The organism is Streptomyces pluripotens (genome assembly GCF_000802245.2).
Classification (GTDB): Bacteria; Actinomycetota; Actinomycetes; order Streptomycetales; family Streptomycetaceae; genus Streptomyces; species Streptomyces pluripotens.
The window spans coordinates 2,316,393-2,333,112 of record NZ_CP021080.1 but is presented as its reverse complement, the minus strand read 5'-3'; the positions used below and the strand labels follow the sequence as shown (position 1 = coordinate 2,333,112).

Here is a 16,720-nt window from a genome sequence, read left to right as displayed (position 1 = left end):
GGTCAGCTCCCCGTCGAGCGTACGAGCGCGGCCGCGGTACGCAACAGGATGCAGACGTCCTGCCACAGCGACCAGTTGTCGATGTAGGCGTTGTCGAACCGGGCCCGGTCCTCGATGGAGGTGTCGCCGCGCAGTCCGTTGATCTGGGCGAGCCCGGTGATGCCGGTCCGCATGCGGTGGCGGGCCGCGTAGCCCGGATGGGTCTGGCTGAACTGGGCCACGAAGTAAGGCCGTTCAGGGCGCGGTCCGACCAGGCTCATGTCCCCCCAGAAGACGTTCCACAGCTGGAGCAGTTCATCCAGTGAGGTCCGGCGCAGGAAGCGGCAGAAGGGGCTCATCTTCCGCTCGCCGGCCACGCTCCACCGGGTGGCCGCCTCGTGCTCGTCGACCGGGCGATGGGTGCGGAACTTCAGCAGCGTGAAGGGGCGACCGTCCTTACCGATCCGTTCCTGCTGGAAGACCACCCCGGGCCCGTCGGTGAGCCGCAACACCACCGCGCACACCAGCAGCACCGGGCTGACCAGCACCATCAGCATCCCGGAGACCACGATGTCCAGCAGCCGCTTGCCGAGACTGCCGCGCCGCCCGGAGCCCAGATCCAGCCGCCGTACGGCGAACCCGGCCAGCTCGTCCCGCATCTCGTACGCCGGACAGTCCGCTGCCACCTCCCACAGCGCGCAGCCCGACTCCGCGAGTGCCCGCAGTAGCGGTTCCTCACCGGTGCGCACGGCAGGGTCGACGGTGAGCACCACTCGCACCCCGTTCTGGATCAGCGCCCGTTCCACCTCCTCGCCGCTGGTGAGCACGGGCAACCCGCCGCTGCCGTCGGGGTGTTCCGCCACGACGCCCACCGGCCGCACCCCGCAGCGCGGGTGTCGCAGCAGTGCGGCGGCCACTCGCTGTGCGGTCGCGGCGGGCCCGATCACCAGGGCGGTGCGCGGATGGCGCACCAGTGCGGTCCGGCGCCGCCAGTGCACCACGGCCCGACCCGTGCAGGCCGCTGCTGCGTGCAGTGCCCAGCCGAGCAGCAGGGTCCGGGCGGGCAGCGCGCGCTCGGGCGCGTGGGCAGCGAGCAGCGAGGCCAGGCCCAGCCAGGCCACCGCGATCCGCCCGCACACCAGGGGCAGTTCGTCGAGCACACCGGGCACCCGTCGCGCGGAATGCGGGCGCAGCAGCAGAGCCCCGGACACCAACGCGGCGACCAGCAGTGGCCGATGGGCGGTCGGGCCGAGCGCGACCGCACCCAACAGCGCGGCGAGAAGGTCGGCGGTGAGCAGCGGCAGCGGTGAGGACGGCCGCGCGGGCGGGCGTCGCAATGGGAACCGGAATCCGCCGGCGGCACGGGCCGGCAGAACGGAGACGGGCGAGAGTCCGTGGTCCCATGGCTGCGCGCCGGGGGAGGGGACGGTACTTTCCGCAGTCACGAGTGGATGGACTCCCTGCACTCGGAGGGCACGCGCGGTCGGTCGCCGAGGAGTTCGCGGTAGAGGGCCGCGACCCGTTCGGCGGTGTGCCGCACATCGTGGGTGGACAGGACGTGCCGACGCCCCTGGTCGCCGAGGGCTGCGCGCAGCGACCGGTCGGACAGCAGTCCGGCGACCGCCCCGGCCAGCGCCGCGGGGTCCTCCGGTGGAACCAGGCAGCGTGCGGCGAAGGCGGGGGGCAGGCTCTCGCGGGCGCCGTCGACATCGGTGAGCACCACGGGGCGCCCGCAGCCGAGCGCCTCCAGCGGGGCGAGTGCCATGCCCTCCCACCGGGAGGGCAGCACCACCAGATCGGCGGCCCGGTACCAGGGCACGGAGTCGGCGACGGCGCCGGTGAACTGCACGGAGGGGTGGGCGAGCCGACGCAGGGCCGCACGGTCGGGACCGTCACCGACCAGTATCAGCCGGGCCCGTGGCACCGCGGCCACAACGTCCTCCCAGGCCCGCAGCAGCACGTCCTGCCCCTTCTGCCGGCACAACCGGCCGACGCAGACCACGAGCGGGGCCGGCGTGCCGGTGTTCGGACCGGCTCCTGGGCCGGCTCCTGAACCGGGGCGGGGCGGGAGCGCGGGCCGGGGACCGGGAGAGAAACGTTCCGTGTCAATGCCGTTGGGGATGACGACGTAGGACGCGTGTACGCCAGCGCGTTCGCCTGTCGCGCGCTCCGCCTCGCTGACGCACACCACCCGATCGGCCCAGCGCGCCCCCCAGCGTTCCCAGCGCTGTGCCAGGGCCCCGGTGAGTCCGCCGACCGCCGCGAACGACCAGGCGTGTGGCTGGAACACCGTCGGCACGCGTCCGCGCACAGCGAGCCGGCCGGCCAGGCCCGCCTTCGCGCTGTGCGCGTGCACCAGTGCGGGTCGCAGCTCGTCGATCAGATGTGCGAGCCGCCGTACCTCGCCGGCAAGACCGGGCCCCGGGGACCGGCCGGCCCTCCAGTCGCGTACGTCGGCACCCAGCTTCCGCAGAGCTGCGGCCAGTTCGCCGCCAGGGCAGGCCACCGTGACGCGCAGGCCCGCCGCGAGCTGGGCCCGCGTCAGGTCCAGTACGACCCGGGCGACCCCGCCGTCGACGGGTTGTGCGAGGTGGAGGACGCACGGCCGAGAGGCGGGTGACGGATGGTGCATTCGCGGGATACCTCGCTCATGGGGGGGCGCTCGGGACTGCGGTCGGGGACGCGCCTCATCCCTGCGCGTCCACGGCGACGAGGAGCGCACCGGCCCACGCCGCGTCCCGGTGGGCAACGAGCCGGAAGCCCAGCTGGTCACCACTGCGCCGCAGAGCCGCCCCGAGATCGAACACGTCGGAGTCGTAGCCATGCGTGTTGGCGTAGGCCGGGATCCGCCGCGTGGGTACACCACCCGGGACGCTGATCGTGGAAGTCAGTACGTCGTCGGGGGCTGGCGGAGTCGCCCGCCGTGACCGGCGTGCGCCGGGGACCCATGGTGAGCGTGAGGGCGTCGCTCGGGCCGCCCCGGTCGCCGTCGAATCGGGAAGGGGCCCCTTCCCCGCATCACCCCATTGGGGGCACAACCCTTGGGGACGCCGCGCGTTGACACAGCGCCGGGCATCCCGCCCGGATGTTTGTGTCGATCCCAAGGAGTACCTCCCCATGTCGCGTATCGCGAAGGGTCTGGTCCTGACCTCCGCCGCCGTCGCGGCCGTCGCCGGCGGTGCCGGTGTGGCCTCCGCCGACTCCGGCGCGCAGGGCGTCGCCGCCCACTCCCCGGGCGTGCTGTCGGGCAATGTCGTCCAGGTCCCGATCCACGTGCCTGTCAACGTCTGCGGCAACACCGTTGACGTCATCGGTCTGCTGAACCCGGCGTTCGGCAACACCTGCGTCAACGACTGACGTCGGGGCGCAGCCCTTCGGCCGGTCCCCGCCCCGTGCATCTGCCGCGGGGTGGGCGGCCGGTTTTCTGCTCCCCCGTACGGATCACAAATGGTGTTCGAGCGGTTGCGGTGCGCAGCGGGTGAACTGACGGTTGGGTCAGGTCCCGATGTTCACCGAAAGGAACACCCATGCGTGGTCTGCCGCCGCGGCGTCTCGCGTCAACCGCTCTCTGTGCCGCCGTGCTGGTCGGCATCACCGGCCCCGCGGCCATCGCCGCCGACTCGGCGCAGGAGCGTGCCCACGCCGCCTCGCGAGCGCCTGCCCCCAGAGCCGAGAAGCTGCTCACCCAGGTCAGAGCCCTGGGCAGCACCAGCTCGGTCCTCGACCCGGTCGTCGAACTGCTCGACCAGTCCCTGCAGAAGGGCAAGCTGCCCGCGGGGCAGGCGGCAAAGCTGGGGGCGGCGGCGAAGCAGGCCATCGCCGAGGCCGCTGCCGACCCGGCGTCGCCGACCACTCCGACAGTACCGGTGGTCACCGCTCCGACGGTGTCGGAAGCGGCCACGTCGCCCCTCCCCGCGGCGCCCACCGTGCCCACAGCATCCTCGGCGTCCTCGGCGCCGGTCGCCCCCAGCGTGCCCGCGACACCGAACCTGCCTGCCGCCCCGGTCCTTCCCCCCACGTCGGACCTTTCCACGGCCGCGCAGAGCGCCGACGACGGGAAGCCGCCCTCGGCCCGCGACCTCACCAGCGACGCGCTCACCGCCCTGGAGACGGCGATCGACAATCTGGTGGAGGCGGTCACCTCCGACGTCGACCAAGTGGTCTCGGCGGCCAGCGGCGTGGTGTCCGACCTGGTCAACCTGCTGACGACCACCCTCCTCGGCAGCGACCTGCCCGCCCCCAGCCTGCCGTCCCTGCCGTCCCTGCCGTCGCTGCCTCCGGTGCCGTCCGTGCCTCCGGTGCCGTCGCTGCCTCCGGTGCCGTCCGTGCCTCCGGTGCCGTCGCTGCCTCCGGTGCCGTCCGTGCCTCCGGTGCCGAGCCTCCCGGCGGCCGGTTGACGGGGATCTCATATGTCTTCTCCGCGCGGGGTTTCCGGCCCGGCAGGAACTCGTTAGGCACGGCGCCAGAATTCCCTGGGGTGACGTGAGTTGCCGAAGAAAGGAACACGATGAAGTCCCTGAAGGCTGCCGCAGTCCTTGCCGGTTCCGTGGCCCTCGCCGGCGCAGCCGCGCCCGCGTTCGCCTACAACGCCGCCGATGTGACGCCCACCAGCCTCAATGGCGCCGTCAACCAGCTCACCAAGGGTCCCCTCACCCTGCACGACGTGATGCCGCTGCAGCACCAGTCGGACGCGCTCGACACCGAGAACAAGGACTCCCTGCTGAACACGGTCAAGGGTGCCACCGGCGCGCTGAACCAGCACAACCCGCTGCTCGGCGGCCTGCCCCTGCAGAGCTGACACCCCGCTGCCGCGACGGAACGCGGAAGAGGGCCGGTACCGCACCCGCGGTGCCGGCCCCTGGTGTGTTCGAAGGCGCTTCCCTCATTCGTGTGGAGCATCCCTGGGCACTGCTCCGGAAGGGTGAGAAGCCGCACGGCGGCACCAAAGCGCGTCGATAGGGTCGCGCGGTGACCTCAACCACAAGCGAAATCCGTCCCGCCGACCTCGGCACGCTCGTCGTCCTGGCCTGGAGCGGTGAGGCCCCCGACGGTTCCGACATGCCCTACCTGCTGGCCTACTCCCTCGGGGACGCCGAGGGCGGTCCGGACGCCACCGCGGCAGCGGTGGAGCAGTTGCTGGCGAGCAACGGACTGCCGGTCGGCGGCGAACTGGTCGACGGCAACGCCAAGCCCAGCCTTCCCGTCAGACTGCTGGTCGAGGCCGGCCAGGCAGTCGTCCAGATGCCGCAACTGGTCGCCCAGGCGGACGCGCCCGAGGAGTGGCTGGCCGCCGTCGCCGACCGCGGCTACGCCTACCTCGTCTTCACCACCCGCGCTTGGCCCGAGGGCGAGCCCGGCAAGGTCGTCGAGCCGGCCACGCTGGCCGCGTTCGCCGGAGCCGAGGAGACCCTGAACGCCGCCGCACATATCGTCCTGCCGGCCACCAGCCTGCGCGGCTGATGTCCAGGACCCGGGCCGGTGGCACGGGCTTCGGCCTGCTGCTGGTGCTCACCGGGGCGGCCGGGCTGCTCGCCTCCTGGGTCATCACCCTCGACAAGGTCAAGCTGCTGGAGAACCCGGAGTTCGTCCCCGGGTGCAGCCTGAACCCGGTGGTGTCCTGCGGCAGTGTGATGAAGAGCGACCAGGCTTCGGTCTTCGGGTTCCCCAACCCGATGCTGGGCCTGGTGGCCTACGGCATCGTCATCTGCGTCGGGGTGAGCTTGCTGGCCGGAGCCCGTTTCCCCGGGTGGTACTGGCTGCTCTTCGAGGTCGGATGCCTGTTCGGGGTCGGCTTCGTCTCCTGGCTGCAGTTCGAGTCGCTGTACCGGATCAACGCACTGTGCCTGTGGTGCTGTCTCGCCTGGATCGCCACCATCGTGATGTTCTGGTACGCCACCTCGCTGATCGTCACCAACGGATTCGTACCGGCGCCCTTGCGGCTCAAGCGTTTCTTCGCCGAGTTCACCTGGGTGCTGCCGCTCGTGCACATCGGCGTGGTCGGCATGCTCGTGCTGACCCGATGGTGGGACTTCTGGACCGGCTGAAAAGTGACGAGCAGACTATTACGGCAGTCAGGCGAATTGTGAACTGGTGCCGATTTCCGGCTCGTTACGTGGTGCGGACGTCGAATCCCCGCATCCTGAAAGGGACCGTGCCTGACATGAAGTCGACCACCCGAGGAACCCTTGCCGCCGTCATCACGGGCGTCGCGGCTGCCGTGGGAGCCGCAGCCACCCCCGCCGCCGCCGCGGTCGGTACGGTCCCGGTTCCGGTGCCCCTGGACGGGGTGTCCCAGTCCCTCGGCATGGAGGTGCCCACGGCCGGCCTGGAGGTGCCCCTGCTGACCCCGGGCGCGCCCGACGGGCCACGCTACGTGACCGGACACCTGCTGCCCGACCGGACCCTGCCCCAACTCCCGGTCACGAGCACCCTGCCCGGCGCCGACCTGCGCGCACCGGTGCCGCACCTCCTCGGCGACCGCTTCGACCACGTCGGCGTCGATGCCCCGGCCTCCGACCTGCGCACCCTCGCCCCGGGTCTGAACGTGGACGCCCCCCTGACGCCGCCCAACCCCGAGAACTTCGGCCTGCCTGACCTCAAGCTTCCCGAAGCCGGGCTCCTCGCCCCGGTACTGCAGACCGCCGCCGGCGCGAACCTGGGCACGGGCCCGGGGCTGTAGTCCGCGTGGCTCAGTCCCGCGCCCACCGGATGGCCCTGGATCGGTGACCCTCTCCGCCCTCAGCCGGTTAGCCGGTACGGACAGCTGAACCCGGAAGAGGAGCGAGCGATGGCAGTCGGCGTCGGCGGAGTGGCGGTGGGTGCGGAGCAGCAGGCGAGAGCGGTGGCGGCCAGACCGGCGCGCAGGGAGGTGGCTCGGGGACTGCTGACCACCGTCGCCGCCCTCGCGTTGGCTCCGGTCGTCGCCGCCTCCCGGCCTGCGCCCCCGGCGGCGGATCCCGACGGCGGCTCCGGCAGCTCTTTCGACGAGACCTACCGGGGCCGCCGGATCCGGGGCGTCCTGGTGCCGGCCGCGGATCGGAAGACGGCCGAGGGCAATTGGCGGATCACCATCGATGGTCGTCCACTGCATCTGATGCGCCGGGCCGACGGCACCTGGCTGAGCATGGTCGACCACTACACCTCGCACCGGACGCCGCTGGAGGCGACGCGTGCGGCCGTGGACGAGATCGGCCCCGACCGGCAACTGCGTGACCTGGCCCCGGGCCCGGTCGGCGGAGAACACACCGGGGTACGCGGTGGGGCGATCACCGGGAACCGCCGCCGGGGACATCGGTACCTGGAGGGACCTGGACAACAAGGGGGACAGCATGGCGTACGTGCGTAAGGACGTCAGCACGCTCACCCGCACCGAGCGTCGAAGGTTCGTCAATGCGCTGTTGGAGGTGAAACGGCGCGGTGAGTACGACGAGTTCGTGCGCATGCACATCGACTACTACACCGCCGACGGCGAGGACGGCCTGCGCGCCGCGCACATGACGCCGTCCTTCCTGCCCTGGCACCGCCGGTTCGTGCTGGAGTTGGAGCGGGCCCTGCGCCGTGTCGACTCCGCGGTGACGGTGCCGTACTGGGACTGGACCCGGGACCGTACCACGACTTCCGTGCCCTGGACGATGGACCTGCTCGGCGGCAACGGCCGGCGCTCCGACCGGCAGGTGATGACCGGTCCGTTCGCCTACGTGGCAGGCCACTGGACCATCAAGGAGAACGTCACGGACGGCAAGTTCCTCACCCGGGACCTGGGCCGCTCCGCCGCCCCATTCCCGCTGCCCACCCAGAGCGACGTGCAGTGGGCGTCGGACGATCCGGTCTACGACACCTGGCCCTGGGACTCGACGGCCGCCAGGGGGTTCCGCAACAAGATGGAGGGCTGGGGGACCGGCAGCGGCAGCGCGTCCTGGCACAACCACAACCGGGTGCACCGGTGGGTTGGCGGTGCGATGCTCGGCGGCGCATCCGTCAATGACCCGGTGTTCTGGCTGCACCACGCCTTCGTCGACCTGCTGTGGTACCGGTGGCAGCAGGCCCACAGCAGCCACCGGTACCTGCCGGCCGAGCCGCCCGGACCTGGTGACGAGCAGTACCGGCGGGTCGTCGCCCGGCACGAGCAGTTGCCGCCCTGGGACGAGACCCCGGACCAGCTGGAGGACATGAGTCGGATCTACCGGTACGCGTGAGGGGCGCACGTGCGTCCGGCCCTCACGCATGGCTCGGACGCACGGGGCGCAGACGACGCACGGGCCGCAGACAGGGAAGGAGCCCCGGCGCTCGGAGTGCCGGGGCTCTGGGCCGGTCAGTCGACCGGATCAGCTGCCGTAGCCGCCGTTGCCGTAGCCGCCGTCGTCGGTGCCGGGGCCCTGGGCGCCGATGGGATCGGCCTGGCCGGGCATGTCCATCTCGCCCTGGTTCACGCAGGTGTTACCGAAGGCGGGGTTCAGCAGGCCGATCACATCGACGGTGTTCCCGCACACGTTGATCGGAACGTTGACCGGAACCTGAATCAAGTTGCCGGACAGCACGCCGGGCGAGCCGGCGGCCGCACCCTGGGCGCCAGCGTCAGCCAGAGCCAGCCCGGCCCCGCTGATCACCACGGCACCGGTGCCGAGAGCGACAGCGGCAGCCTTCGCGATGCGAGACATCACGTTCTCCTCTTGTTACTCGGAAAGTGCAGCGGCAGGCCAGCCGCCACACTCCCCTTCAACGGCACCGCACGGGGCTGGTCACGGTGATCGACGGGGGATCACCCTTTTAACCAGCAGCCGCTTCGGCCAGCAGCGGTGCAGCGGAGCCCAGCACGGGGCGCTCGCCCCACGCGGGACGCACCGCCCGCGGCCGTGGTGCCCGCGGCCGTGGTGCCCGTGGCCATGATGCCCGCGCCCCGATCCGGTGCCGCAGCAGCAGTTACGCGCCCACGGCCCTCAGCAGGTGGTGGAAGTCGGAGGCGGCGTCGGCCGTGGCCAGGGCGGCGGTGACGATGACGGCGGCGGTGGCGGCGGCGAGTCCGGAGTGGCGTCGTAGCGGCGGCGCGAGGAGGGCGGCGACCCGGCGGGGGATGGGGCCTGCGGCACTGAGCGGGTTGCGCCGGCCGAGGAATCCGAGGGCGGCACCTGGCAAGGGGGCGCGGACGGGCCCGTGGTGGGCGGCCAGGGCCGCTTTCCCGACCACGCGGGCGACCCGGGCGCGGTCGCCCGTGGCGGTGGCGGCGTTCTCGTCCGCCCAGCGTTCGATGGTGTAGGTGACTGCGGTGGCCAGGGGGCGCAGCAGGGGGTTGGCGGAGGCACCGAGCTGGGCGAAGGCGACGAAGAGGTAGTGGTGCCCGGAGAGGTGGGTGCGCTCGTGCCTGAGCAGGATGTCGTGCTCGGTGTCGTCCAGGGTGTGGAGCATGCCGGTGGAGACGACGATGCGACCGGGCAGGCCGGGCACCGCGTAGGCGTCCGGAACCTCGTCCTCGACCACGACCAGGCCGTCGTGTGTCGGCATGCAGGCGGCCGCCAGTGCGGCGGCGGCCAGTGACCGGGCGCGCTGCCAGAGCATGTGCGCGGAGGCGAGCACGGCGGTGCCGAGGAGTACGCCGGCGAACAGGGCGATGGAGAACTCGGTGGGATCGTCGCGCTGCGCGGTGTGGGCCGACCAGTGGCCGAGGCTGGCGAGCAGGGGTATGCGCAGGAGTCCGGTGACCGCCAGCAGGGTCAGCGAGACGGTGCTGGCCGCGGCGAGCACCAGCGAGGCGGTGGTGAGCAGCCAGGTGGCCAGACGGGGTTCGCAGCGCTCGGACAGCGGTCGCGCGCCGAGCGGGGCCAGGAACGACAGCAACAGTGGTAGGTACACGGCGATGCGCATGCGTAGGTGCCCTTACTGGCGAGGATCCTGCTCGGGGCCGAGTAGCTGACGCAGCAGCTCCGCGTCCGTGGTGGACAGTCCGTCGGCGAAGCGGGCGAGGACCGCCTCGCGGTCGGGGCGCTCCTCCAGGACGGTGCGCATACGACGGGCGGCGTAGCCGGGGTCGTCGGTGACGGGCGCGTAGGCGTAGGCCCGGCCACGCGGGGTGCGGGTCAGCAATTGCTTGACGTGCATGCGGGTGAGGATCGTCACCACGGTGCTGTAGGACAGCGCGCCGCCGAGGCGCTCCGCGACCTCACCCGGGGTCAGCGCACCGTCGGCTTGCTGGAGCAGGCCGAGGATCTCGGCCTCTCTCGCACCGTTGGCCGCCTTGGGGCCTCTTCCCTGCGTGCTGCCGGCCATGGGTTTGTCAGTCCCTCACTTGTCTTCTACAGTCGTGTAGAACTTCTACGGCGGTGTAAATTCCGCTGTCCCTGAGTGTGCCATGCCGCCGCACCCGAAGCACAGTGCGGACCAGGAAAGGAATCCGAGTGCCTCAGGTCTTCGATTCACCGGATCGCACCCCGGTTGTTGAGTCGGCCCGCCTTCACTCCCGTACCACCGGGGAAACGACCCGGGAGCCGGCCGCATGAAGATTGCCTTCCTGATCCACAATGTCTATGGGATCGGCGGCACCATCCGCACCACACTCAATCTTGCCGCCGCTCTCGCCGACCGTCACGAGGTGACGATCGTCTCCATGTTGCGACACCGCGCACATCCGCGGTTCGCGATCGACCCGAGGGTCACCGTGGTCCCGCTGGTCGACCTGCGCGCGGACGCGGCCGACGCGAGTGACCCCCTGCTGCGCGAACCCGCCCGGGTCTTCCCCGCCGCGGAGAAGCGGTACAAGCAGTACAGCCGGCTCACCGACCTGCGCGCCGAGGGGTATCTGCGCCGTTGCGACGCGGACGTGATCATCGGAACCCGGCCCGGCGTCAACGTCTACCTGGCCCGGTTCGCCCCGCGCCGCGCACTGCGCATCGCCCAGGAACACCTCACCCATGACACCCACAGCAACGGGCTGCGCACCCAGCTCGCCCGCAGCTACCGCGATCTCGACGCGGTGATCACCACCACGAGGGCGGACGCGGGGGTCTACCGGGCGAAGATGCCGTTGCCGGGAGTGCGCGTTCTGGGCATACCCAACAGCGCACCCGACCCGGGTCCGGCACCCGTGGACGGCCGCGACAAGGTCGTGGCCGCAGCCGGACGGCTGGTGCCCGCCAAGCGGTTCGACCTCCTCATCGAGGCCTTCACCGACGTCGCGGCCAAACATTCAGACTGGTCCCTGCGTATCTACGGAGCCGGAGCCGACAAGGAACGGCTGCAGCGGTTGATCGACGAGCGGGGCTTGGGCGACCAGGCACGTCTGATGGGTGTCGTCTCACCCATCGAGACCGAGTTCGCCAAGGCGTCGCTCGTCGCCTCCGCCTCCGACGCCGAGTCCTTCGGCATGACCCTGGTCGAGGCGATGCGGTGCGGTGCTCCAGTGGTCGCCACCGACTGCCCGCTCGGTCCGGCCGAGATCGTCCAGGACGGGGTCGACGGCCGTCTGGTCCCCGTGGGCGACCGGCACGCGCTCACTGTCGCGCTGCTCGATCTGATCGCCGATGAGTCCGGTCGGCGCCGCATGGGCGAAGCGGCGCGGACCGCTGCCCGCCGCTTCGACCCGGCCCGGGTAGCGCAGACGTACGAGGACCTCTTCGCCGAGTTGGACACCACCCGCCGTTCCCGTGCCCGGCAGCGGCTCAAGGGGCGCTTGCGCGGACTCCCCGGCCGGGGCCTGCGTCGTCTGCGGAGTGGCCGGCGCCTCCTGCGGAACCTGGCACGGCTGCGGGGCTGAGTCCGAACGCCCGGGCGGCGCTGCTCGTGGGCAGGCGGGTGGACGTGGCGACGTCCGTGGCAGCCCTGAGGCGTCCGCAGGTAAGCCAGGGAAGAGCGCGCAGCCGAACCCATCGGGCGCCCGGACCGACCGGTTGACCTGACGCTTGCTCAGCCCCTCCAGGAAGGGGCTCGGCGAGGGCGGTGAAGTCGAGCGTGCCGTTGAAGGCGAGCGCGCGACGGAAGGAGGGGCGTGCCGTCGATGAGCACGAACACGCTGGGCCGGGCGAACCCTTTGACCGGTCGAACCCTTTGACCGGGCGAATTTCTTGAGCGTGCGCGTCCAGGACCGTTCCGCGCCGCCACACGTCGCCCAGGCACGGGCCGAATGCGCAGTATCAGGACCGTCGTCGCGTGGTTTCCGTACCTGGCCGGCACTTTCCCGACGGTGGTATCGGCGGCTGGGCGGAGGCCCGGTCACCGATACCACCTCGCATCAGGCCGGTATCGTGCCTATCCATCTGGGATGCCGGACGCAGAAGGAGCGAGTCATCGACTCTGATTCCTCCATCAGGCGCATTTCCGGTCCAGACTGAGAGACTGCTTTCCTCTCAGGGGCGTGTCCCGCCTGTGGTCAGGTGCGGTATCGGAAGATGATCCGGCCGCGGGTGAGGTCATAGGGGCTGATCTCCACGAGCACCCGGTCAAACGGAAGGATCTTGATGTAATTCTTCCGGATCTTTCCGCTGATATGTGCGAGGACCTTGTGCCCATTCTCCAGTTCCACCTGGAAGGTGGCGTTACGTAGGCACTCGACGACGGTGCCCTCGACTTCGATGCCGCGTGTTGTTTTTGCCATGCTCTCGCACTTCTGTGGTAGGTGATTGTATGGTCGGAGAAAAACTGCTCGCCCATCAGGTTGGCCTGTGCCACGCATGCTTCGGGCTCGCGTGGCGGGCGGTCGGGTGTCAGCGGAGCACCAACTCCAGGTTGCTGTTCACGCGCTGAGCGCCGATGCCGTCGAAGAGCGCCAAGGCTGCTTCATTGGATTCGCTGACTTCGGCCGATACCGTCTGGATCCCGGACTGGTGCAGCGAACCCAGCACCTGGGCCAGCATGGCGTGGGCGATACCGCGGCGATGCTGGTCGGCCCGGACCGCGACCAGGCCGAGCCGCGGTTGCCGGGGCACCGGCGCCACCCGGATCAGCCCCACGTAGTGGTCGGCCAGGGCCGCCACCGCGTACTTCGACGGGTCCACCAGCTTCGACGGGTCCACCGGGGCAGCGTCGTCCGGGCGGCGCAACACCTCGGCCGGCATCTCCTGCCAGCCGACGGAGGCCTCGACCTCGTCGCGGATCGTGCGGTCCAACTGCCGCAATGGGCCCTCCTCCGCTTCGCCGAGGGGCACAATCGTCACACCCGACGGCGGTTGCGCTGAGTCGAGTCCCGTGGCCCGCGGATCGGTGGGCACGAGGCACACCCACTCGCGGTGCCTGGCCGTGAAGCCGACCCGCTCCCAATGGGACGTCAGATCGACGTCGGCCTCGTCGGCCATCGTGTACAGCGGGCGTGGCAGGCCCGCCAGCATCACATCCGCGAGTTGGTCGAACACCGCGCCGTGCCAGGAGTCGATGCTGGCGAAGAGTCGTCCGTCGAGCCTGCGCCAGGCCTCACCGCGGCCGACCACCCGGTCATCCTCCAGCGCGTGCCATTGCCTCTCCGCGACTCGTGTGATCACTACCGTGTGCTCACCCGTGCCGGAATGGGAGGGTACAGAATTCATAGGTCTGTGCCTTTCGGGATTGCCTGGTGGAGGCGCTCCCGGCGACCTACGTCACTCGCCTGACCGCGATGAAGAGGAGAGCACCCACAGCGATACCACGTACATGGGTCTCACCTCCTCGCAGCTGATTCACGGTCCGCGGTAGGTTATCAGTCCGAATGTTGTCCCGTCCAACCAATGGCCCGGGACCAGCTCGGTGGGGAACGGTCGTTGGGCATCGACGGTGTTGCCGTGAAGTGCGTGGTCGGGGCCCCGGCGGTGGTGCTGAAGCGCTCGGACGCAGGGTGCGCGGGTTGATCGCGTCGGGCGGGGGAGAGGTGGCTGGCGCTCCTGTCCGAGTCGCGCATCTGAACTCTGAACAACGGGACCCGGAGGCCGGGTGGGGGGCGAGACGCGGGCTGCTCCCGGCCGTCCGGCCCTGGTGTGCATCCTGTGGCAGCACGCCGAGGACGAACAGCTCCAGGCGGGTGATCCGCTGTGTCGGGTGATCCGCAGATCCGGCGCGTGCGCGAGCACCACAACCTGAGCCAGCAGGACGTCTGTGGCCGGTCAGGCATCGACGTCGCCACGTACAGCCGCATCGAGCAAGGCCACTCTTCGCCCAAGCTGGACACCTTGATCCGAATCGCCGACGCTCTCGGTGTGCCCCTCGCCGACCTCGTTCGGTGACACGACGAGGCCCGGCCGGCACGTTCACCAACCGGGCCTCAACGAGCTGTCAGCCCTTCTGCGGGATGATGAACCCCCGCACAGGCACCGGCTCCGGGTCACGCGACGTCGGCTGCTGCGCGCGCTTCCACGCCGCCACCAGCTCCGCGTACCGCGGGTCGATCCACTCGGGCATGTGGCCTCCCTTCAACGAGGGGAGGCTAGACCACGCCGTCGGGCTTGGGCTTGGGAATGGTCACGATCGGTCCGCTGTCGTCCGAGTGCTGGCACTTCGCCGCGACGGACACGAGCGTCTCATCGGACGGCGCCACCCACAGCCCTGGATCCGTCTCCCAGCCGAGTTCCGCGATCGCCTCGCGGGCCCGGTCCAGGATCGACGGGGTCCAGTTCGCCGGGTCGTAGCCCGGAGCGTGGTGCACGAACCGGCCGCCGAGCCGCTCGCATAGGTCGGCGTACATGGCGGTGTGCAGGACGAGGGCGTGCCAGCCATCATCGACGATCCTCGACGGCGCGAGGCCGGCACCCGGATTCGCCGCGCAGGCCGCCACGAACTTGAGGCCCTCCTCGACGATCCGGCCGGCCATCTCCTTCGCCATATCGGGGTTGGCGTCCATCACTGTGCTGCGGCAGGAGGCGAACTGGTCGTCGGTGATGAGTATCCGGGCGAGCGCGGGCAGTGCGTCGGCCGGGTCGATGGGTCCGGGCCCGGGCAGGGGTACGCTCACAGCGATCTCCTTCGCTGGTTGCGGATGGGGATACGCGTCCTGGGCCGGTCGTCTTTGCGGGATGCTGGCCCAGGCGCACCTGCCGGCCTTTCAGCCGGCAGGGAGCCGAGTGGCGCGGTCAGTACGCTCGTCGCAGCGCGCGCAGATCACCAGCGGGCCTCCCGGACTGCGCGGACCAGGCCCAGCCCAGTCGGGCACTGCGTGTGGTCGTCCACGCACTGCTCACACGATCCGTTGTGCGCGAGGAGTGCGTCCATCGCCTTCCGCATGGCGCACGGCCGGCAGGCCCGCGGGAAACATCTCCTGCCCTCGGTAGCTGTCCGCTCGCCGAGGTCGATCGCGGTGGTGGCCGTGAGCGGGGTTTCGTCCCAGACGCAGGTGGCGCCCCGAGCCTGCTGGTCGGTGAGCCCGTCCAGTTTGGGCACGGGTAGCAGGTCTGCGGCGGTGTGCACGGCGGGCTCCTCGGGCTGCGGTGTTGCGGTGCCGCCCCGGTTCCGGGCGGGGGGTGGGGCGGCACCGCCCTGTGCTTTCACGTTACGTGCGCGTGTGATCACAGCCCAGCGACAGAGTGCACCAGTCGCTCCGTCAATTCTGCCCCGGCTAGGACGTGTTGTCCTACAGAGCAGGATCGACCCCCAGCCGCGCCGCCAGCCCCCGCAGCGGAGTGTTACGGCGTCGCTCAGCCTCCAGCATCTCCCGGACCGTCGCCGACGCCAGCACCTGCAGTTTGATCCACTCCGGCTGGTCTGCCTCCACCTCCAACAGCGTGGTCAGCGCACCCTCACTGTCCCCGGTCTGATACTGCGCCTGAGCCACATCGACCCGATAGGCGGCCGAATGAACCGGCCGGGAGATCTCACTCACGCGCACGTCACCCGAAAACTCCAGCGCCTGCTCGGGACGGTTCTCCGACCCGGCCAGCGCGACGTTTACCTTCTGCGTGCGCACATCGGCCACGCTGAACGCCGTGCCATACGCCCGGACAGGCCCGCTGCGGACGGCAGCAGCCTCCGCGCCGGACAGCAGCTCTATCGCCCGGTCGTGGTCGTCACGGCGTGCCGCCGGGGTAGCCGCGGCCACCAGCAGGTTCCCGTACACCGCGAACTGGGCGGGCGTTCCCCGCATGAAACTCGGTTCCAGCGCCTCCGCCTTCCGTACAGCAATCTCGTGGGCCTGCTCCCACCGGCCCTGCCGCAGCAGCACCCACGACAGCGTGGACACGCCCATGCCCTCCATCAGTGGGTCCGATGCTCGCGCGGCGGCGGTGAGCTGCTGCTCGACCGCCGTGTACGCCCAGTCCGGGTGGCCGGCCTGCGTCGCCAGGCACGCAGCAAGCTGGTAGGCGAGCGATAGCTGCTGCCATACCCGCTCCGTCGGGGTCTGCCGGGCGACCGCGCGGCCGTCACGCAGCAGGAGCGGCAGGGTGCTGGACAGCAGTGAGTACTCGCCGCGCCAGTACTGGGACATCGCGGACTTCACGCTGGCGACCCACACCTGTTCGTCGGGTGGGTCTTCCAGATTGCTGTCGCTGAGGACGCCAGGCAGTGTGCCGATGTCTTGGATGGCGTCCCGGAGCGCGATGAGTCCGCCGTCGTCTTGGAGTTGCTGGGTCACAGTGGGCTGTCCTACCAGCCGCTCCAGTTGGACATCGAGTGCCCTTGCGAGTGCGCGGAGGGTGCTGATACGAGCGGACTGTCGCAGGTTTTGTTCCAGCTTGCGGATGGTGTCGACGCTGACGCCTGCGCGTTGGGCGAGTTCTTCTTGGGTGAGGTCGCGGAATTCGCGGAGACTGCGGATGCGGTCGCCGATGGTGGTTTCCATGTGTACCCCCGCCAGAAGGTG

General features: G+C 70.6%; 21 protein-coding genes. 10 read left to right on the top strand and 11 right to left on the bottom strand.

Annotation, left to right across the window (positions count from 1 at the left end; translation table 11 throughout):
- Positions 1–2: 2 nt before the first annotated feature.
- The gene (locus tag LK06_RS10345; protein WP_039649684.1) at positions 3–1,424 is read right to left on the bottom strand and encodes a sugar transferase; all 1,422 of its coding nucleotides are present in this window, start codon (positions 1,422–1,424) and stop codon (positions 3–5) included.
- Positions 1,421–2,611, bottom strand: a complete 1,191-nt coding sequence (locus tag LK06_RS10340) for a glycosyltransferase (RefSeq protein WP_052318926.1) — start codon at positions 2,609–2,611, stop codon at positions 1,421–1,423. Before LK06_RS10340 ends, LK06_RS10345 begins: the two co-directional genes overlap by 4 nt.
- 485 nt (positions 2,612–3,096) lie before the next feature.
- On the opposite strand from LK06_RS10340, the gene LK06_RS10330 reads away from it, so the two are divergent.
- The 8 genes from LK06_RS10330 to LK06_RS10295 all read left to right on the top strand — a co-directional run bounded on the left by LK06_RS10330 (position 3,097) and on the right by LK06_RS10295 (position 8,174).
- A complete protein-coding gene (locus LK06_RS10330) occupies positions 3,097–3,336 on the top strand; it encodes a chaplin (protein WP_039649680.1) in 240 nt (79 codons plus the stop codon).
- A 170-nt stretch (positions 3,337–3,506) separates the two neighbouring features.
- Positions 3,507–4,376: a hypothetical protein gene (locus tag LK06_RS10325; RefSeq protein ID WP_052318925.1), complete on the top strand. Its 870-nt coding sequence runs from the start codon at positions 3,507–3,509 to the stop codon at positions 4,374–4,376.
- Positions 4,377–4,486: 110 nt separating this feature from the next.
- Positions 4,487–4,777, top strand: coding sequence for a hypothetical protein (locus LK06_RS10320; RefSeq protein ID WP_039649678.1), 291 nt, complete (start codon positions 4,487–4,489; stop codon positions 4,775–4,777).
- Positions 4,778–4,947: 170 nt separating this feature from the next.
- Positions 4,948–5,439, top strand: a complete 492-nt coding sequence (locus LK06_RS10315; RefSeq protein WP_039649676.1) for a DUF5949 family protein — start codon at positions 4,948–4,950, stop codon at positions 5,437–5,439.
- Entirely contained in the window at positions 5,439–6,023 is a 585-nt protein-coding gene (locus LK06_RS10310) for a vitamin K epoxide reductase family protein (protein ID WP_039649674.1), read from the top strand. Before LK06_RS10315 ends, LK06_RS10310 begins: the two co-directional genes overlap by 1 nt.
- A gap of 116 nt (positions 6,024–6,139) precedes the next feature.
- On the top strand, positions 6,140–6,658 hold the full coding sequence (locus LK06_RS10305; protein ID WP_039649672.1) for a hypothetical protein: 519 nt from the start codon (positions 6,140–6,142) through the stop codon (positions 6,656–6,658).
- Positions 6,659–6,766: 108 nt separating this feature from the next.
- Positions 6,767–7,324 (top strand): tyrosinase family oxidase copper chaperone, encoded by a 558-nt coding sequence (locus LK06_RS10300; RefSeq protein WP_078858859.1) that lies wholly within the window; start codon positions 6,767–6,769, stop codon positions 7,322–7,324.
- On the top strand, positions 7,308–8,174 hold the full coding sequence (locus LK06_RS10295) for a tyrosinase family protein (protein WP_039649670.1): 867 nt from the start codon (positions 7,308–7,310) through the stop codon (positions 8,172–8,174). Before LK06_RS10300 ends, LK06_RS10295 begins: the two co-directional genes overlap by 17 nt.
- A gap of 129 nt (positions 8,175–8,303) precedes the next feature.
- On the opposite strand, the gene LK06_RS10290 is transcribed toward LK06_RS10295, so the two are convergent.
- The 3 genes from LK06_RS10290 to LK06_RS10280 all read right to left on the bottom strand — a co-directional run bounded on the left by LK06_RS10290 (position 8,304) and on the right by LK06_RS10280 (position 10,239).
- On the bottom strand, positions 8,304–8,636 hold the full coding sequence (locus tag LK06_RS10290; protein WP_039649668.1) for a chaplin: 333 nt from the start codon (positions 8,634–8,636) through the stop codon (positions 8,304–8,306).
- A gap of 262 nt (positions 8,637–8,898) precedes the next feature.
- Complete coding sequence (locus LK06_RS10285; RefSeq protein ID WP_039649666.1) at positions 8,899–9,837, bottom strand: M56 family metallopeptidase; 939 nt, start codon at positions 9,835–9,837, stop codon at positions 8,899–8,901.
- Between the two features lie 12 nt (positions 9,838–9,849).
- Complete coding sequence (locus LK06_RS10280) at positions 9,850–10,239, bottom strand: BlaI/MecI/CopY family transcriptional regulator (protein ID WP_039649664.1); 390 nt, start codon at positions 10,237–10,239, stop codon at positions 9,850–9,852.
- Positions 10,240–10,465: 226 nt separating this feature from the next.
- On the opposite strand from LK06_RS10280, the gene LK06_RS10275 reads away from it, so the two are divergent.
- On the top strand, positions 10,466–11,722 hold the full coding sequence (locus tag LK06_RS10275) for a glycosyltransferase family 4 protein (RefSeq protein WP_052269758.1): 1,257 nt from the start codon (positions 10,466–10,468) through the stop codon (positions 11,720–11,722).
- A 612-nt stretch (positions 11,723–12,334) separates the two neighbouring features.
- Here the strand turns inward: LK06_RS10275 and infA are convergent.
- Complete coding sequence (infA, locus tag LK06_RS10270; RefSeq protein WP_039649662.1) at positions 12,335–12,559, bottom strand: translation initiation factor IF-1; 225 nt, start codon at positions 12,557–12,559, stop codon at positions 12,335–12,337.
- A gap of 109 nt (positions 12,560–12,668) precedes the next feature.
- The gene (locus LK06_RS10265) at positions 12,669–13,484 is read right to left on the bottom strand and encodes a GNAT family N-acetyltransferase (RefSeq protein ID WP_039649660.1); all 816 of its coding nucleotides are present in this window, start codon (positions 13,482–13,484) and stop codon (positions 12,669–12,671) included.
- A gap of 504 nt (positions 13,485–13,988) precedes the next feature.
- Between LK06_RS10265 and LK06_RS10260 the strand changes: the two genes are divergently transcribed.
- Complete coding sequence (locus LK06_RS10260; protein ID WP_245081008.1) at positions 13,989–14,153, top strand: helix-turn-helix domain-containing protein; 165 nt, start codon at positions 13,989–13,991, stop codon at positions 14,151–14,153.
- A gap of 49 nt (positions 14,154–14,202) precedes the next feature.
- Here LK06_RS10260 and LK06_RS34845 read toward each other — a convergent pair whose 3' ends face one another.
- From LK06_RS34845 to LK06_RS10245, 4 genes are all read right to left on the bottom strand, one after another.
- Positions 14,203–14,328, bottom strand: a complete 126-nt coding sequence (locus tag LK06_RS34845; protein ID WP_267886071.1) for a hypothetical protein — start codon at positions 14,326–14,328, stop codon at positions 14,203–14,205.
- Positions 14,329–14,353: 25 nt separating this feature from the next.
- The gene (locus LK06_RS10255; protein ID WP_234367390.1) at positions 14,354–14,878 is read right to left on the bottom strand and encodes a glycine-rich domain-containing protein; all 525 of its coding nucleotides are present in this window, start codon (positions 14,876–14,878) and stop codon (positions 14,354–14,356) included.
- Between the two features lie 146 nt (positions 14,879–15,024).
- Complete coding sequence (locus LK06_RS10250) at positions 15,025–15,330, bottom strand: hypothetical protein (RefSeq protein ID WP_039649658.1); 306 nt, start codon at positions 15,328–15,330, stop codon at positions 15,025–15,027.
- 163 nt (positions 15,331–15,493) lie between these two features.
- Positions 15,494–16,699 (bottom strand): helix-turn-helix domain-containing protein, encoded by a 1,206-nt coding sequence (locus LK06_RS10245; RefSeq protein ID WP_043433610.1) that lies wholly within the window; start codon positions 16,697–16,699, stop codon positions 15,494–15,496.
- Positions 16,700–16,720: the final 21 nt, after the last annotated feature.

What these genes read in the sequence shown, in the direction of transcription:
- LK06_RS10300 (WP_078858859.1), top strand. Translation starts at nt 6,767, where the DNA reads ATGGCAGTCGGCGTCGGCGGAGTGGCGGTGGGTGCGGAGCAGCAGGCG.
- LK06_RS10305 (WP_039649672.1), top strand. Translation starts at nt 6,140, where the DNA reads ATGAAGTCGACCACCCGAGGAACCCTTGCCGCCGTCATCACGGGCGTC.
- LK06_RS10320 (WP_039649678.1), top strand. Translation starts at nt 4,487, where the DNA reads ATGAAGTCCCTGAAGGCTGCCGCAGTCCTTGCCGGTTCCGTGGCCCTC.
- LK06_RS10245 (WP_043433610.1), bottom strand. Translation starts at nt 16,699, where the DNA reads ATGGAAACCACCATCGGCGACCGCATCCGCAGTCTCCGCGAATTCCGC.
- LK06_RS34845 (WP_267886071.1), bottom strand. Translation starts at nt 14,328, where the DNA reads ATGCCCGAGTGGATCGACCCGCGGTACGCGGAGCTGGTGGCGGCGTGG.
- LK06_RS10330 (WP_039649680.1), top strand. Translation starts at nt 3,097, where the DNA reads ATGTCGCGTATCGCGAAGGGTCTGGTCCTGACCTCCGCCGCCGTCGCG.
- LK06_RS10280 (WP_039649664.1), bottom strand. Translation starts at nt 10,239, where the DNA reads ATGGCCGGCAGCACGCAGGGAAGAGGCCCCAAGGCGGCCAACGGTGCG.
- LK06_RS10265 (WP_039649660.1), bottom strand. Translation starts at nt 13,484, where the DNA reads ATGAATTCTGTACCCTCCCATTCCGGCACGGGTGAGCACACGGTAGTG.
- LK06_RS10275 (WP_052269758.1), top strand. Translation starts at nt 10,466, where the DNA reads ATGAAGATTGCCTTCCTGATCCACAATGTCTATGGGATCGGCGGCACC.
- infA (WP_039649662.1), bottom strand. Translation starts at nt 12,559, where the DNA reads ATGGCAAAAACAACACGCGGCATCGAAGTCGAGGGCACCGTCGTCGAG.
- LK06_RS10290 (WP_039649668.1), bottom strand. Translation starts at nt 8,636, where the DNA reads ATGTCTCGCATCGCGAAGGCTGCCGCTGTCGCTCTCGGCACCGGTGCC.
- LK06_RS10295 (WP_039649670.1), top strand. Translation starts at nt 7,308, where the DNA reads ATGGCGTACGTGCGTAAGGACGTCAGCACGCTCACCCGCACCGAGCGT.
- LK06_RS10285 (WP_039649666.1), bottom strand. Translation starts at nt 9,837, where the DNA reads ATGCGCATCGCCGTGTACCTACCACTGTTGCTGTCGTTCCTGGCCCCG.
- LK06_RS10340 (WP_052318926.1), bottom strand. Translation starts at nt 2,611, where the DNA reads ATGCACCATCCGTCACCCGCCTCTCGGCCGTGCGTCCTCCACCTCGCA.
- LK06_RS10310 (WP_039649674.1), top strand. Translation starts at nt 5,439, where the DNA reads ATGTCCAGGACCCGGGCCGGTGGCACGGGCTTCGGCCTGCTGCTGGTG.
- LK06_RS10325 (WP_052318925.1), top strand. Translation starts at nt 3,507, where the DNA reads ATGCGTGGTCTGCCGCCGCGGCGTCTCGCGTCAACCGCTCTCTGTGCC.